General features: G+C 61.9%; 16 protein-coding genes. 13 read left to right on the top strand and 3 right to left on the bottom strand.

All coding sequences use genetic code 11. From position 1 onward, the window contains the following. The first annotated feature begins 2 nt into the window (after nucleotides 1–2). The 3 genes from BUA36_RS05430 to BUA36_RS05440 are packed head-to-tail and all read left to right on the top strand — an operon-like array spanning nucleotide 3 to nucleotide 2,082. A complete protein-coding gene (locus BUA36_RS05430) occupies nucleotides 3–278 on the top strand; it encodes a hypothetical protein (protein ID WP_072782069.1) in 276 nt (91 codons plus the stop codon). After that, nucleotides 275–550, top strand: a complete 276-nt coding sequence (locus tag BUA36_RS05435; RefSeq protein WP_072782071.1) for a hypothetical protein — start codon at nucleotides 275–277, stop codon at nucleotides 548–550. The genes BUA36_RS05430 and BUA36_RS05435 overlap by 4 nt, the downstream gene beginning before the upstream one ends. Nucleotides 551–558: 8 nt before the next feature. Beyond that, entirely contained in the window at nucleotides 559–2,082 is a 1,524-nt protein-coding gene (locus BUA36_RS05440) for a PepSY-associated TM helix domain-containing protein (protein WP_072782073.1), read from the top strand. On the opposite strand, the gene BUA36_RS05445 is transcribed toward BUA36_RS05440, so the two are convergent. Continuing rightward, a complete protein-coding gene (locus tag BUA36_RS05445) occupies nucleotides 2,040–2,876 on the bottom strand; it encodes a ferritin-like domain-containing protein (protein ID WP_072782075.1) in 837 nt (278 codons plus the stop codon). The two genes, BUA36_RS05440 and BUA36_RS05445, sit on opposite strands and share 43 nt — an antisense overlap. Nucleotides 2,877–3,062: 186 nt before the next feature. Here BUA36_RS05445 and BUA36_RS05450 point away from each other — a divergent pair, with 186 nt between their 5' ends. The 10 genes from BUA36_RS05450 to BUA36_RS05495 all read left to right on the top strand — a co-directional run bounded on the left by BUA36_RS05450 (nucleotide 3,063) and on the right by BUA36_RS05495 (nucleotide 11,966). Beyond that, on the top strand, nucleotides 3,063–3,638 hold the full coding sequence (locus BUA36_RS05450; protein ID WP_072782077.1) for a PRC-barrel domain-containing protein: 576 nt from the start codon (nucleotides 3,063–3,065) through the stop codon (nucleotides 3,636–3,638). Between the two features lie 110 nt (nucleotides 3,639–3,748). Continuing rightward, nucleotides 3,749–4,816 carry an ABC transporter substrate-binding protein gene (locus tag BUA36_RS05455; RefSeq protein WP_072782079.1) on the top strand — a complete coding sequence of 356 codons (1,068 nt, stop codon included), beginning with the start codon at nucleotides 3,749–3,751 and terminating at the stop codon, nucleotides 4,814–4,816. 65 nt (nucleotides 4,817–4,881) lie between these two features. Beyond that, entirely contained in the window at nucleotides 4,882–5,607 is a 726-nt protein-coding gene (locus BUA36_RS05460; protein ID WP_072782081.1) for a substrate-binding periplasmic protein, read from the top strand. Between the two features lie 76 nt (nucleotides 5,608–5,683). Continuing rightward, nucleotides 5,684–7,114 (top strand): circularly permuted type 2 ATP-grasp protein, encoded by a 1,431-nt coding sequence (locus tag BUA36_RS05465; protein WP_072782580.1) that lies wholly within the window; start codon nucleotides 5,684–5,686, stop codon nucleotides 7,112–7,114. A gap of 11 nt (nucleotides 7,115–7,125) precedes the next feature. After that, nucleotides 7,126–8,073 (top strand): alpha-E domain-containing protein, encoded by a 948-nt coding sequence (locus BUA36_RS05470; RefSeq protein WP_072782083.1) that lies wholly within the window; start codon nucleotides 7,126–7,128, stop codon nucleotides 8,071–8,073. Nucleotides 8,074–8,088: 15 nt separating this feature from the next. Beyond that, nucleotides 8,089–8,892 (top strand): transglutaminase family protein, encoded by an 804-nt coding sequence (locus tag BUA36_RS05475; RefSeq protein WP_072782086.1) that lies wholly within the window; start codon nucleotides 8,089–8,091, stop codon nucleotides 8,890–8,892. Nucleotides 8,893–8,932: 40 nt separating this feature from the next. Next, on the top strand, nucleotides 8,933–9,805 hold the full coding sequence (locus tag BUA36_RS05480) for a proteasome-type protease (protein WP_072782088.1): 873 nt from the start codon (nucleotides 8,933–8,935) through the stop codon (nucleotides 9,803–9,805). Nucleotides 9,806–9,839: 34 nt separating this feature from the next. Next, nucleotides 9,840–10,262, top strand: a complete 423-nt coding sequence (locus BUA36_RS05485; RefSeq protein WP_229255611.1) for an Hpt domain-containing protein — start codon at nucleotides 9,840–9,842, stop codon at nucleotides 10,260–10,262. Nucleotides 10,263–10,631: 369 nt separating this feature from the next. Then, entirely contained in the window at nucleotides 10,632–11,054 is a 423-nt protein-coding gene (locus BUA36_RS05490) for a hypothetical protein (protein WP_072782093.1), read from the top strand. Between the two features lie 9 nt (nucleotides 11,055–11,063). Continuing rightward, nucleotides 11,064–11,966 carry a LysR family transcriptional regulator gene (locus BUA36_RS05495; protein ID WP_072782096.1) on the top strand — a complete coding sequence of 301 codons (903 nt, stop codon included), beginning with the start codon at nucleotides 11,064–11,066 and terminating at the stop codon, nucleotides 11,964–11,966. On the opposite strand, the gene BUA36_RS05500 is transcribed toward BUA36_RS05495, so the two are convergent. Together BUA36_RS05500 and BUA36_RS31120 are read right to left on the bottom strand one after the other, a co-directional pair. Next, entirely contained in the window at nucleotides 11,960–13,027 is a 1,068-nt protein-coding gene (locus BUA36_RS05500) for an SDR family oxidoreductase (RefSeq protein WP_072782098.1), read from the bottom strand. The genes BUA36_RS05495 and BUA36_RS05500 overlap by 7 nt on opposite strands. Further along, complete coding sequence (locus BUA36_RS31120) at nucleotides 13,027–14,943, bottom strand: TIGR03013 family XrtA/PEP-CTERM system glycosyltransferase (protein WP_072782582.1); 1,917 nt, start codon at nucleotides 14,941–14,943, stop codon at nucleotides 13,027–13,029. Before BUA36_RS31120 ends, BUA36_RS05500 begins: the two co-directional genes overlap by 1 nt. Nucleotides 14,944–15,032 lie beyond the last annotated feature (89 nt).

Consider the following 15,032-nt stretch of genomic DNA (forward strand, 5'->3'; position numbering starts at 1 on the left):
GCATGCATAGCGGAGTGATTGCCTTGGCCGTGGCACTGAACCTGCTGTCTGCGGTGCTGTTTTATCTGGCTGCACCACGCCAGCAGTGGCGCAGCGAAGCCCTGTCTGCAAGTGTGGCGCGGCCTGCCGCGTGGTCGGCACTGGCCGTTTCGCTGCTGCTGTGGCTGACGCAGGCACAGGTTGCGACGGCGCTGTTTGCCGTGCTCACCCTGACCATGATCCTGTTTGCCGTGCTGCCGTATCTGGCCGCATGGCGCAAGCTGGGGAGCGAGCGATGAGCAAGGACTGGTTCAGCAAATCGTTGGCAGCGATACTGCTGGGATGTGTGCTGTCGCTGCTGTTCAGCGGCCTGTTTGCCTGGTTGACGCCGGGCGGCCCGGGGGCGCCGAACAAGTTCCAGACCACGATGTGGGTGACGGCGCCGGTGTGGGCGGCCATCATGTCCTTCGTGTTTTTCTTCCGTAGCGGCGCGCAGGCCTGGCGCTGGCTGGGCGGCGCGACCGTGCTGGCTGCGGCCGCGCTGGCGGCCTGTCGCCAATTCCTTTCCTGAGGTTCGCCATGCGCACCGATATCATACGCATCTATAAATCCGTCCATACCTGGACCGGCATCGTTTGCGGCTTTGTGCTGTTCATCGCTTTCTACGCGGGCGCATTGACGATGTTTGAGGAACCGCTGTCACGCTGGGTGGCGTCGCCTGCGCGTGCGGCGTTGTCGCCGTTGGACCGCAGTCCGCAGCTCATCAAGGAGACGCTGGCCGCGCGTGCCGATGCCCGCAAGGAGTTCACGCTGCATTTGCACGATGACGCGCAGATCCCGGCACGCATCACCTGGACCAAGGGACGCGGCGACCGCCAGCCTTGGACGGCGGACTACACCGAAGATGGCAGCCTGCGTGTCGTGCAGGCCAAGCCTTCCGGCCTGGCGCAATTTATCGATCATCTGCACCGCACGGGCGGCTTGCCTGGCGATGCGGAGGTCACGGAGTTCATCATGGGCCTGGTCAGCCTGGCATATGCCGTGGCGCTGGTGTCGGGCACGATCATTCTGCTGCCATCGCTCGTAAAAGACTTCTTTGCGCTGCGCGTGGGAAAAAATCTCAAACGGATGTGGCTTGATGCCCACAACGCCATCGGTATCGCCAGCTTGCCGTTCCATATCGTGATTGCGGTGACGGCCATGATCTTTGGACTGCATGACAAGATCTACGATATCCAGGAAAAGCTGGTCTACAACGGCAATATGGCGCAGATCATGAAGGCTGCCAGTCCGAATAACGCGGTCAGGCCGGACAAACAGCCGGCCGACATGCTGTCCCCGCAGGACCTGCTGGCGCGCGTGCGTGACTTTGCACCCGAGTTTGAGCCGGTTTCGATGCAGTACCGCGCACCTGGCACCATGGGCGCCACGGTGCGCGTGAGCGGCAACGATGCCCGCTTCATGCTACGCCGTGAAGGCTTTCTGCTGATAAGCCCAGTCACCGGCCAGATCGTGGACACGTCCTACTTCCCGGGCAAGCAGAATAGCTGGACCGAGCCGGTATCGGCAGCCTTCTCACTGCACTTCGGGACGTTTGGCGGTGAGCCGGTGCGCTGGGCCTATTTTGCGTTGGGACTGGGCGGCGCAGTGCTGTTCTACACCGGGAATCTGCTGTGGATTGAAACCCGGCGCAAGAACCAGCGCGGCGGCGAACCGGTGCTGCAAACACGGGCCGCCTACTGGCTGTCTGCCGGCACCGTCGGTGTCTGCGTTGGCAGCATGGCCGGCATCTCCGTGATTATCGCCGCCGCCAAGCTGCTGCACGGTGAATGGCATATGCCTTTGTACTACACGGTGTTTGTGGTGTGCTGCGGATGGGCGTTCTGGCGCGGTGCGGCCAGGGCAGGCGCTGAACTGCTGTGGTTTGCGGCATTTGCCACGCTGCTGATCCCTGCCGCTACGCTGTGGCGTGGCTTGCCGGGCCACGCTTACGGCGTCGATATTGCGGCGGTGTGCTTTGCGCTGGTGTTTATCCGGTTGGCGCTGGCCGCGCGGCGGCGTCAGGTATCGGGCGTGACGGCCAGCGTCTGGGCGCCTGCCTGAAGCGCTTCCAGTTCGCTCTCGGTGAATCCGGCCTGGCGGCGGGCCTCCAGATTGAAGGGACCGCGCAGGGTCGGCGCATTGTACTGGCGTGCCAGTTCATAGTAGGTCGGCATCAGTTCCAGGCTGCGCAGGCGGCACAGGTAGCCGTACCAGCGGTTGCCGATTTCCACGTGGCCGATCTCGTCGCGCAGGATGATGTCCAGGATGGCGGCGGCCTCCTGGTCGCCGGCCTGGGCCAGCTTGGCGCGCAGTGGCGGATTGGCGTCCAGGCCGCGTGCTTCCAGCGTGCGCGGCACCAGCGCCATGCGGGCCAGGACATCGTCGCAGGTTTTCTCCACCATCTCCCACAGCGCGCCATGGCCGCTGAAATCGCCGTAGCGGTAGCCCTGCTTTTGCAGGTGCGCGTCCAGCAGCGAGAAATGGTAAGCCTCTTCCCGGGCGACCTGCAGCCAGTCCGTGTAGTACGCGGCTGGCAGGCCGGGGAAGCGCCAGATGGCGTCCAGCGCCAGGTTGATGGCGTTGAACTCGATGTGCGCCAGCGCGTGTATCAGCATGGCGCGGCCTTCGGTGGTGTTCATGGAGCGTCGCCCTACCTTCAGCGGCGGCACCAGTTCCGGCTTGTCGGGGCGGCCGGGAATGGCGGCCGACGACGCCAGTTCGGCGGCTGGATCCGGCGTGCAGCCGCCCTCCTGCGCCGCTGCCGCCATCGCATACACGGCCGCTACCTTGGCGTCCGGATCGGCTTCGATCAAGCAATGCAGTGCGCGGGCGCGCAGTTCCTGAGGTACAGCCATACGGGTCTTTCAAATCAGCGAGGGCGATAGTTTATCACTGCGCGCTTGGTTCCTGCGGAACTAGTCCCTGTCCTACACCGACACTGCACGCGCACCGATACCTCAACTATCGCGCGGAACGCATCATTAGCGCTGTCACCACGTCCACTGACGCGGGGCGTTATTAACCAATTGGAGACCACTATCATGAGCTACCTGGACCGCGACACCTATGGCATCTACCGCAGCGATGAGGACACCGGCCCCGGCCCACGTCTGATGGGCGCGGACACGCTGATCGGCGAGGATGTGTACAACCGCCAGGACGAAGACCTCGGCGATATCAAGGAAATCATGCTGGACATGCGCAATGGCCAGGTGGCCTACGCTGTGCTGTCGTTCGGCGGCTGGCTGGGTATGGGCGACAAGCTGTTTGCCGTGCCATGGCAAGCGCTGCAACTGGACACCGCCAACAAGCGCTTCCTGCTGGACGTCTCGAAAGACCATCTGAAAAACGCACCGGGCTTTGACAAGGACAACTGGCCGGACATGGCCAGCGCCGAATTCAATAGCCAGCTCCACAACTTCTATGGCACCAGCCAGAACGTGCCGGGCGGCGTGACCGCGAGCGGCAGCGTAATGGGCACCGGCAGCGGTAGCCTGCAAAGCGATCCTGGCTACGGCAGCAGTATCGGCACCGGCGGCACGGGCAATATCGGCGGCACCGCCGGTTCTTCCGGTACGCTGAGCGACGACCCTGCCCGTAACCGCGGTAACTACTAATTACGCTGGCTTTACCGGCGCACATATTGGCTCGCCAAGGCATGCGATAGACGGCATGCCTGGCGGGCATCTCTGGTTTAATCGCTGCATCGATAGCGCTATGACCAGCCATGCAAAAAACCTTCGCTACAGCCCTCCTCGCGCTCGCCGCAGCGCTGCCCGCCCACGCTTTTGAACCGCTGCCCGCTGAAACCATGGACGACACGCGCGTGTTCAAGGTCGAGGTGCTACAGGTAACCGACATCGAACCCTATCGCGATGCGCTCAACGGCTTCCTCAAGTCCCTGCGAGCCAGCGGCCTGGTGGATGGCAAAAACCTCAGCGTGCATAAGTCCACGATTGATTTCGACGTCGAGAACGGCGGCTTCTGGAGCAAGCTCGGCGTGCTGCTGCGCATCCGCCAGGAAGCCTCGCGCATTGTCGAAGCCAAGCCGGATCTGGTGCTGACCATCGGCACGCCCGCCACCAAGTATGCGCGCGGGATGATGGCGGACGCCCATATTCCACTGGTGTTCACGGCGGTGGCCAATCCCGAGGATGCGGGCTGCGTGTCCCTTGTGGACGCGGGCGAAGGCGCCACGGGCTCCACGCTGTACACCGATATGACCGACAGCCTCAAGCTGGTCAAGGATGTGTTTCCGTCCGTACGCCGGATCGGCATGGTGCATACGGATGACGAGAATGGCGTTGCCAACGTGGCGGCGGCTACCGTGAAAGGCAAGCCGCTGGGGCTGGAAGTGAGCGCCCGGCTGGTCAACAAGTCCGACCATATCGCGCCCTCGCTCAAGGAGCTGCATGCGGGCGGCGTCGACATGTTTGCCGTGCCGCTTGACACCTATTACGGCCTGCATCGCTACGAGGCCGCTATGGATCTGGGCGATTTTGGCATCGAAAACAAGGTGCCGGTGGTGACGCTGGCCATGGTCCGCGTGCCAGGCGCGGCGCTGTACGTCGGAGCGGACTTCAAACAGGTCGGCCAGCTGGCGGGCACGCAGGCGGCCAAAATCTTGCAGCGCCACACCAAGCCCGATGTGCTGCCGATTCTGCGCCAGAGCACGCCGACGGTACTCATCGACCCGGCCCGTCTGGCGGCGCTGCAAGTGAGCTTGCCGCCGACGCTGGCGGCGCGCAAGAAGGAAACAGCCAATGGTTTCTGGCAAATCGATCTGACGCAATAAGTTGCTATACTTGCCCCATAATTCATCTGGAGACAGGGGCCGCCATGCGGCGCAGGCGTTTTCTCATGGTCACAGCGGCCACTGCCGCAAGCAGCCTGGTGTACGCGGCGCCGGCGCCGCAGCGCATTGTCCTGGCCGGGCTGGTCACGGAGGCTGACCGCTACGCCGCCGAATGGCTGACCCTGATCTACACCGAGGCATTCCGCCAACTCGGCGTTGCGCTGGAAATCCGCAACTACCCTGCCAGCCGAGCATCCGCCGAAGCGCTGGCCGGCAATGTGGACGGTGAAATGGTCCGCAACCTGGAGTACCAGGAGATGCAGCAGGTGCTGGTACGCGTGCCGGAGCCCACCATGTTTGTGACCACCGCCAGCTATGTCCATCGGCCCGACGTCACACCAGCGGCTGGCTGGGAGGGGCTGCGCGACACTCGCTATCACGTTGAATACCGCGCCGGCTACATGGTCATGGGCAAGAAGCTGGCCGCCGTGGTTCCCGCCGCCAATCTGACCAGCGTACGCAGCGCGCAACTGGGCTTGCGTAAACTGGCGCTGGGGCGCATCGATCTCTATGTGGACAATATCGAGGTGGTGGAACCCTTGCTGTCGTCGGACGAATTCCGCACTCTTGGCATACGGCAAGCCTCGGTCATCGAGCGGAGCGCCGTCTATTGCTATCTGAACCGCAAACACGCCGATTTGGCAGGCCGGCTCGGGGTGGTGTTGAAAAAGATGCGCGAGAGCGGCCTGATCGAGCGCTACCGCCGACAGGCGCTGGCCGATTCGCGCTGATTGCACCAAAACCGGGCATTTCCATTGGCACACTTCTTGATAGAAGGATATGTGTGCTCAACTGGGAATGTTCGATATGGAAAAATTCTTCAATGAAATGACTGTTGACGGCCTGGCACACACAGCCAGCGCCGACGTCCGTGAACACTACCGCGAATTCTGCGGCTGGCTGCAACGCCAGTCGGCAGAAACCATCGAACGCAAGCGCGCCGAAGCGGATCTGACCTTCCGCCGCGTCGGCATCACGTTTGCCGTGTATGGCGACGACGCCGGCACCGAACGGCTGATCCCCTTCGACACCATCCCGCGCATTATTCCGGCGCCTGAATGGAAGCAGCTGCAAACCGGGCTGGTGCAGCGCGTGAAGGCGCTGAATATGTTCATCCACGATATCTATCACGAGCAGAACATCATCAAGGCTGGGATCATTCCGGCCGAGCAGATCTACCGCAATGCGCAGTACCGGCCAGAGATGCAAGGGATTAACGTGGCGTCGGACATCTACGCGCATATCGCCGGCGTCGACATCGTGCGCGCCGGCCAGGGCGAATTCTACGTGCTGGAAGACAATCTGCGCGTGCCGTCCGGTGTGTCTTATATGCTGGAAGACCGCAAGATGATGATGCGGCTGTTCCCGGAGCTATTCGCGCGCAACAAGATTGCGCCGGTCGACCATTATCCCGACATGCTGCTGGATAACCTGCGCTCGGTCGCGCCCATGGGCATCAACGATCCCACGGTGGTGGTCATGACGCCGGGCATGTACAACTCCGCCTATTTTGAGCACGCCTTCCTGGCGCAGCAGATGGGCGTCGAGCTGGTGGAAGGCAAGGACCTGTTTGTCAGCGATAACACGGTGTTCATGCGTACCACGCGCGGGCCGAAGCGGGTGGACGTCATCTATCGCCGTCTCGACGATGATTTCCTCGATCCGCTGGCCTTCCGGCCGGATTCCTCGCTTGGCGTGCCGGGACTGCTGTCGGTCTACCGCGCCGGGCGCGTGACGCTGGCCAACGCCATCGGCACCGGTGTGGCCGACGACAAGTCGATTTATCCCTATGTACCGGACATGATCCAGTTTTACCTGTCGGAAGCGCCGATATTGAACAATGTGCCGACGTATCAGTGCCGCAAGAAAGAAGAGCTGGAGTACACGCTGGCGCATCTGCCCGAGCTGGTGGTCAAGGAGGTGCATGGCGCCGGTGGCTACGGCATGCTGGTCGGCCCCGCCTCGACCAAGGCGCAGATCGAAGACTTCCGCCAGCGTCTGATCGCCAGGCCGGACGGTTACATCGCCCAGCCGACGCTGGCCTTGTCCGCCTGCCCGACATATGTGGAAAACGGCATTGCCCCGCGTCACATCGATTTACGTCCCTTTGTGCTGTCCGGCAAGACCATTTCCATGGTGCCCGGCGGCCTGACGCGCGTGGCCCTGCAGGAAGGTTCGCTGGTGGTGAACTCGTCGCAAGGCGGCGGCACCAAGGACACCTGGATACTGGAACGATAAGGAGACATGCCATGCTGAGCCGCACTGCCGACCATTTGTTCTGGATGGCGCGCTACACCGAACGCGCTGAAAATACCGCCCGCATGCTGGATGTGAACGTGCAAACCTCGATGCTGCCGCAATCGGTGCAGGAGCAGGCGCAGGGTTGGCGTGCCCTGCTCGGCATCTCCGAGCTGCAATATGCGTTCGACCAGCAATACCAGTCGCTCGAGGGGCGCGAGGTGATCGACTTCATGGTGCGCGATCCCGGTAACTCGTCGTCGATTGTTGCCTGCCTGACGCAGGCGCGGGAGAACGCGCGCGCCGTCCGCGGCACGCTGACCACCGAAGTCTGGGAGATCCAGAACCAGACCTGGCTGGACATGCAGCGCCGCCTGCAAACGGATTTGCTGGAAACCGATCCCAGCAAGTTCTTCGAGTGGGTCAAGTACCGCTCCCACCTGTCGCGCGGCGTCACGCTGGGCACCATGTTGCGCGATGAGGCGGTGCATTTCATCCGCCTGGGTACTTTTCTTGAACGTGCCGACAACACGGCGCGCATCCTGGACGTCAAATACCACAGCGGCGCGCCGGAGAGCGGCGAAAGCATGAGCCAGCGCGACTTTTACTACTGGGGCGCGATGCTGCGCTCGGTTTCCGGCTTCGAAATCTATCGCAAGGTCTACCGCGATGTCATCACGCCGGCCCGCATCGCCGAGCTGCTGATGCTGCGCCCTGACATGCCGCGCTCGCTGCTGGCGTGCATGGACGAGGTGGTGCAGAACCTGCACGAAGTGCGGAATGATGTATCGGCCGATACCGAGCGCTTTGCCGGACGTCTGCGCGCGGAGCTTCAATTCGGTAAGATCGAGGACATCCTGGCCGAGGGCCTGCACGATACCCTGACCCGCTTCCTGGCGGATATTTACGAACTGGGCAACCGCGTCAGCCGCGATTTCCTGGTGCCGCTGGCGGCATAAGCGAAAGGCCCTTCCATGCAACTAACCATCCGGCATGAAACACGCTACACCTACAGTTTGCCGCTGGCCTACACCATCCAGCAGCTACATCTGACGCCGCGTATTGAACCGCAGCAGCATGTGCTGTCCTGGCAGCTGTCGGCGCCGGGCCATCTGCACGCCTATACCGATGCCTACGGCAACCTGTCGCACATGATGACCATGGAGACGCCGCATCAGACGCTGTCGATCGTGGCCACGGGTGTGGTGGAAACCACGGCGCCCGAGCGCGGGCGTGTGCCGTCCGGGGATACGCAATCGCCGCTGATCTTTACCGTGCCGACGCGCCTGACCGCCGCCACGCCCGGCATCCAGGAGCTGGCCGCGTCCTGCTTGCCGGACGGCCAGGCGATGACGCGCGACCTGATGTCGCTGGCGGAGCACATCTTTGGTGCGGTCCGGTATCAAAGCGGTGCGACGGCGGTGTCCACCACGGCCAGCGACGCGCTCGCCCTGGGTCAGGGGGTGTGCCAGGACCATGCCCATTTGTTCCTGGCCTGCTGTCACGCGCACGGGATTCCGGCGCGCTACGTGTCCGGCTATATCGATCCTGGCAATACCGGCCATGCCGCCAGCCATGCCTGGGTGGATGCCTGGGCCGATGACAAGGGGTATGCGGGCTGGGTCAGCATCGACGTCACCCATGCGCGCCTGATGTCCGATGCCTATTGCCGCCTCGCCATAGGCCGTGATTACGACGGCGCCGCACCTGTGCGCGGCGTGCGGCGCGGCGGCGGTACCGAGTCGCTGAGTGTGGACGTACAGATCGTGCCGCAATGAGCCGGATAACCTCGATTAACCATCTTAAAACTGTGCGACGATGACTTATTGTGTGGGCATGCGCCTGAATGCCGGGCTGGTATTTTTATCCGATTCGCGTACCAATGCTGGTGTGGACCAGGTCGGCACGTTCCGCAAGCTGAGTGTGTTTGAAATACCCGGCGAGCGCCTGATGGTGATGATGACGGCGGGGAATCTGTCGATCTCGCAATCGATACGCCAGTTGGTGGCGGAGCTCAAAACCGACGACGGCCATAGCATCTGGACCGCGCCGAATCTGTATGAGGCGGCCCGCATCCTAGGCCAGGCCGTGCGCCAGGTGCATGCGCGCGATGCGCAGGCGCTGTCGGAATTCGGGATTGAGTTCAACGTCAGCATGATCTTCGGCGGCCAGATCAAGGGCGAGCGCTGCCGGCTGTTCCAAATTTATTCGGCCGGCAACTTCATCGAGGCGCGTGACGAGAACACCTATTTCCAGATCGGAGAAGCCAAGTATGGCAAACCGATCATCGACCGCGTGGTCACACCAGCCACCTCGCTTGATGACGCGGCTAAGTGTGCGCTGATTTCCATGGATTCAACGCTGCGCTCGAATGTGTCGGTCGGCCTGCCGCTGGACTTGCTGGTGTACGAGAGTGATCAGCTGGCGCTGACCCATTTTGTAACAATTGATGACCGCAATGCGTACTTCCAGATGATACGCAACACCTGGGGCCAGCAGCTCAAGAGCGTTTTTGAGGGGCTGGACGCGCCGGTATGGAATGCGGCGCCCGGCATGGCAGATAATGTGTTGCATGCAGCCAACACTATCAATCAGCCTGTGCGTGTGACACCGCCGGGCGGGACGGCGCCGGCGAGCGCGCATGGACCGTTGCAAACTTTGTCGCAACAATTTCACGACGGGCAACAGTAATTGGGGTGGCGCTACCGAGGCGTATGATAGGATAATGACAACCCTGTCCCCGGAGTACCGCATGACCGACGCCATTCCATCCAATTCCGCAGAAAGCATCTTTTCGGTCGATATGTTGTTGAAATATATGGGGAATGACGATAAGGCGCTGGCTGTAGTGTCGAAAATTGTCCGCGACGCTGTCGCTCCCCGCATGGCGCCGATTGAGCTGGCAGCGACGGCCTTGCGCGAGCAACGGCTGGCCGATGCGGGCAAAATCCTGCACACGCTACGCGGTTCCATCGGTACGCTGGGCGCCAAGCGCCTGGTGACGGCCTCGCTGTCATTGGAAAAGGCGATTGCCGAACAACATACCGAGCTCATCCCTACCTTGCTGACCGCGCTTGAATCCGAGTATCAATTGGTATTACGCAATGCTGATGACTGGCTGCAACGTAATATGCCTCAGGGCGTGTAGTACCCGCCCCTATCATTCACGATTTATGAAGCCCTGTTTTTGCTGCATTGCACAGCAGAAGCAGGCTGCGCATGGTTATTTTGGCCATTAACGAATGGTTACAATTGTTACCCCCATTCGCCATCTGAGAACGGGCGGTAGAAATTCTTCATGCTAATATCGCCAGCAACTGAAGTGTGGATCGGCAAGCTTGTCAAATGTCAGAGGGTGCGCCACGGTTTGCGACGACTTTGTAGAATGCCCCGTCTTGGATTGCATTTTGCATGCTATTGCGTAATCGACAATTTGCCCAGGCGCAAGTATAATGGTGCAGCGCATCGTGGCCCGTCGGCGACCGGTGGCCAAGCTTTAATCAAGGATGTTAAATTTATGGAATTATTCAACAAGTCTGGTGTATTGGTATCTTCGGTGCTGGTGCTCATCGGTGCACTCATCGCCTGCCAGGCTCAGGAAGACGCAATTCCATCGTCATCGGTGATTGAAGCTGCTGCCATGCAAATCGGCCCTAACGGCCAACCGGCTGCCGAACGCCGCCTGCAGGAGTGGGCCGAGCAAGGGTCGCCAGTGGCCCAGCGCGAGCTGGCGCTGCGCTACCTGTCCAATCCCTCCAAACGCCGGGAAGCCATGGCGCTGTTTGAACGTGCTGCCAGTGCGGGCGATGCCCAGGCTGCCGTCGGCCTGGTCGGTATGGCGCACGAAACCGGTGTCGCCAGTTCTGGCAGCGCCGGGACAACGCTGAACACCAGCCGCGTCCTCAAGGAAGCGGCTACCGCCAATTATGTAGCGCACTAAGAGCCCGGCATGGACCGGCTGCGCGCACTGGAAGTGTTCGTGGAAGTCGTCAAGCGCGATGGCTTTGCCCGCGCCGCCGAAGCGCTGGACACCTCCCCCGCCAATGTCACCCGCTATATCAGCGACCTGGAAGCCCATCTCCAGACCCGTTTGCTGAACCGCAGCTCGCGTAAGATGTCGCTGACCTCCAGCGGCGAAGCGTTGTTTGAGCGCGCCAAATCCATTCTTGATGATGTCGCCGAGGCGGAAGCAATCGTTTCGTCCGCCACCATGCAGCCGCACGGTGTGTTGCGCATCAATGCACCGCTGAGTTTTGGCGTGCTGCACCTGGCGCCGCTGTGGGCCAGGTTCATGCGGCTGTATCCCGAAGTGCAACTGGATGTGTCCTTGATAGACCGCGTGGTTGACATCGTCGAGGAAGGCTATGACATGGCGGTGCGTATCTCGCGCGCCGGTTCGGCGTCCAACGTGGCGCGCAAGCTGGCGACCTCGCGCAACGTGCTGTGCGCGTCGCCGGATTACATCCAGCAGCACGGCATGCCGCAAACTCCGTCCGACCTGCTGCGTCACACCTGCATAGGCTATAGCTACGCCGCCAGCGCCGATGAATGGCAGATGCTTGACGCCAGTGGCCAGCCGCATGCGGTGAAGGTGCGCTGCGCGATGCACACCAACAACGGCGATACTGCGCGTGCCGCCGCCCTGGGCGGCCTGGGCGTCATCTGGCAACCGACTTTCCTGGTCGGCGAGGACTTGCGCGCCGGCAGGCTGCAGCGTGTGATGCCGGACTATCAGATGCCGGATATGGATGTGCTGGCAGTCTACCCCAGCCGCCGCCACCTGAGCGCCAAGGTACGAGTGATGATCGATTTCCTGGTGCAGGAACTGGCCGGCACGCCCTGGGATCAGTGATGGGTGGCGAGGTGCCGCTCGTACCAGTGCAAGAACTGCCTGAGCCCGCGCCGCAAATCATGCGTCGGCGCATAGCCGAGTAGCTCCGTCGCCTTGGAAATATCCGCCTGCGAATGCTGCACGTCCCCTGCGCGGAAGGGGCCATAGCTTGGCTGATAGTCATGCAAATGGGGGTAACGATCCACCAACAGCTGGTGCAGCAGCAGATACAGATTGTTCAGGCTGGTTCGGGTGTTCAACGCCACGTTATACACCTGATTGACGGCGCCGGATGTGCCGGTCAGCGCGGCCAGCAGATTGGCCTGAACGACGTTGGCGACGTAGCAAAAATCCCGGCTGGTTTCTCCATCGCCATTGATGACCAGCGGACGCTGCTCTATCATGGCCCGCACCCACTGCGGTATGACTGCTGCGTAGGCTCCAAGTGCATCCTGGCGTGGACCGAATACGTTGAAGTAACGCAGCCCGATCGTTTCCAGCCCATAGCAGCGCGCATACATGCCGGCATACAGTTCGTTGACGTGCTTGGTCAGTGCGTAGGGCGACAAGGCTGCGCCGATGTGCTGCTCCTGCTTCGGCAATCCCGGATGATCGCCATACGTCGCGCTGGATGCCGCGTAGATCAGACGCTTGACCCCTGCCATGCGTGCCGCGTCAAGCACCTGCACATATCCGGTGATGTTGATTTCGTTGTACAGCAAGGGCTTGGTCAGCGAGCGCGTCACGGAACCCAGCGCGGCCTGATGGAGCACGTAATCAGCATGGTCACAGGCCTGGCGGCAAACGGCAAGATCGCGGATATCACCTTCGATCAACTCGAAATGGCGCCATGCCTTGTCGCCCACCAGGTCCCGCACCTGATCCAGATTGTGCCGGTAGCCGGTCAGGAAGTTATCGACGCCGACCACGTGCTGCCCCAGTTCCAGCAGCGCTTGCAGCAGGTTGGAACCGATGAAGCCGGCCACTCCCGTGATAACCCAACGATGCTGCGCCTGCCCCAACTGCTCGCGGACGATCTGGTAAGTGCTGGTGGTGGGTGTACCGTTTTCGTAGTCGCTCATCACAACCTCCACACGCTGAGTCCGCCCTGACGCAACGCTTGCGCATCAAACTGGGATTTGAGGTCGATGAAGCAGCCGCTGGGCGCCACCTTGTCCAGCATCTGGCCCAGCGGGCGCTCAATCAGCTGTTTGTGGGCGACCGCGCTGATCAAGGCTTCGGCGCACGGTAGTTCGTCCCAGTGACGCAGGCGGATGCCATATTCGTGCATGGCTTCGTCGGCATCGGCCACCGGGTCGTGGACGTGGACTTGCAAACCGTAGGATTCCAGTTCGCGGATCAGGTCCGCTACTTTGGAATTGCGCAGGTCCGGACAGTTTTCCTTGAAGGTCAGCCCCAGCACATTGACGCGGCAACCACGCAGCTTAAAGCCGGCGCGGACCATTTCCTTGACGGTTTTTTCAGCCACAAACTTGGCCATGCCGTCATTGATGCGCCGGCCCGCCAGGATGACATCGGGATGATAGCCAAGCATGACGGCCTTATGGGTCAGATAATAGGGATCAACGCCGATGCAATGCCCGCCCACCAGCCCAGGACGAAACGGCAAGAAATTCCATTTGCTGCCGGCCGCCTGCAACACTTCCGCCGTATCGATGTCGAGCCGGTCGAAAATAATCGCCAGTTCATTCATCAAGGCGATGTTGAGGTCGCGCTGGGTGTTCTCGATGACCTTGGCCGCCTCCGCTACCTTGCGCACCGCGTCCTCGACCGAAGCGCCATAGCGGTAGCGCACCTGCGCCAGGCCAGTGATGCCGGGCTTGATCCCGTGCCGCACGTTGTAGTACGCGATCCGCTGGCGCAACTGCTTGACGAAATAGGCGCGCTCCGGCCGCGGACCGACAAAACTCATGTCGCCCCTGAACACATTCAGCATCTGCGGCAGCTCGTCGATGCGCAGCTGACGTATCCAGCGCCCCACGCGCGTCACACGCGGATCGCCCTCGCTCGCCCAGCGTGGCTGACCATCGCGCTCCGCATCCGGCCGCATGCTGCGAAATTTCAGCACGTGGAACACGCGGTTGCCCCGGCCGACACGCTCCTGCCGGAAAAACACCGGCCCGCCGTCGTCCATCTTGATCGCCAGCGCCGTTGCCAGCATCACCGGCGTCGCGATCAGGCCGATCGCGGCACTGGCGGTCAAATCGAAAAGCCGCTTCACGGCCGCGCGTGTGACGCTCTGGTCAAAGCCGCCGCCGAAAATCAGGTAACTGGGCTGCAGCGAATCCACCCGGATCTGACAGGCTTCGCGCTCAAAGAAGGTGGCGGCATCCGTTACCGGCACGCCGCCCAGGGCGCACTCCAGCAACTGGCGCACAGGGAAAGCGCCATTGCGCCGGTCGCCGACCGTGACGATGATTTCGTCCGCCGCGTAGCGCCGCGCCAATGCCAGCAACGGCAGATCCGCCGGCAGCAGCATCGCCGGCGGCACCGCGCGCAGCTCGCCGGATACCGGCACAAACCCCACCACGCGAAATGGATGGAAGCCGACGCTGCTTGCCGCCAGCGCCATGCACTCCAGCGCGAGTGCGCCGTCCCCCACGATAATCAGCCGCTGCTCCAGCATGCGCGATTGCGCCGACGTGAAGACAATCAGCCGCGCCAGCAGCACCGCGCCGCCGCCCAGCAAGAACACCGTGCTGCCCAGCCGTCCCAACTGTATGCCCGGCAGCAGGCCAGCCAGCAAACGCATCAGGCAAAACCCCAGCACAAACGACGGCATGATACGCAGCAGTGTACTTTTGACATCCTCGCGCGACTGGTCATGCTGGTACATGCCGAGTGTGCCCATGCTGAACACCATCACCAGTGCAAACACCACTGCCGGCCCATACAGCTGGCTGGCATCGGACAGCCACAGAGGCGCACTGGCCACTGCCGCTGCCAGCAATATCGACAGCTCCAGCAATAGCAGCATGACGGCGATTCTGGACACATAATGGTGAAAGATGCGGATCACGGTGGCCTCCCAGGCGAAGCTTTCATCATGGGGAATGCTCAAGCTCA

This window comes from Duganella sacchari, assembly GCF_900143065.1.
Classification (GTDB): domain Bacteria; phylum Pseudomonadota; class Gammaproteobacteria; order Burkholderiales; family Burkholderiaceae_D; genus Rugamonas; species Rugamonas sacchari.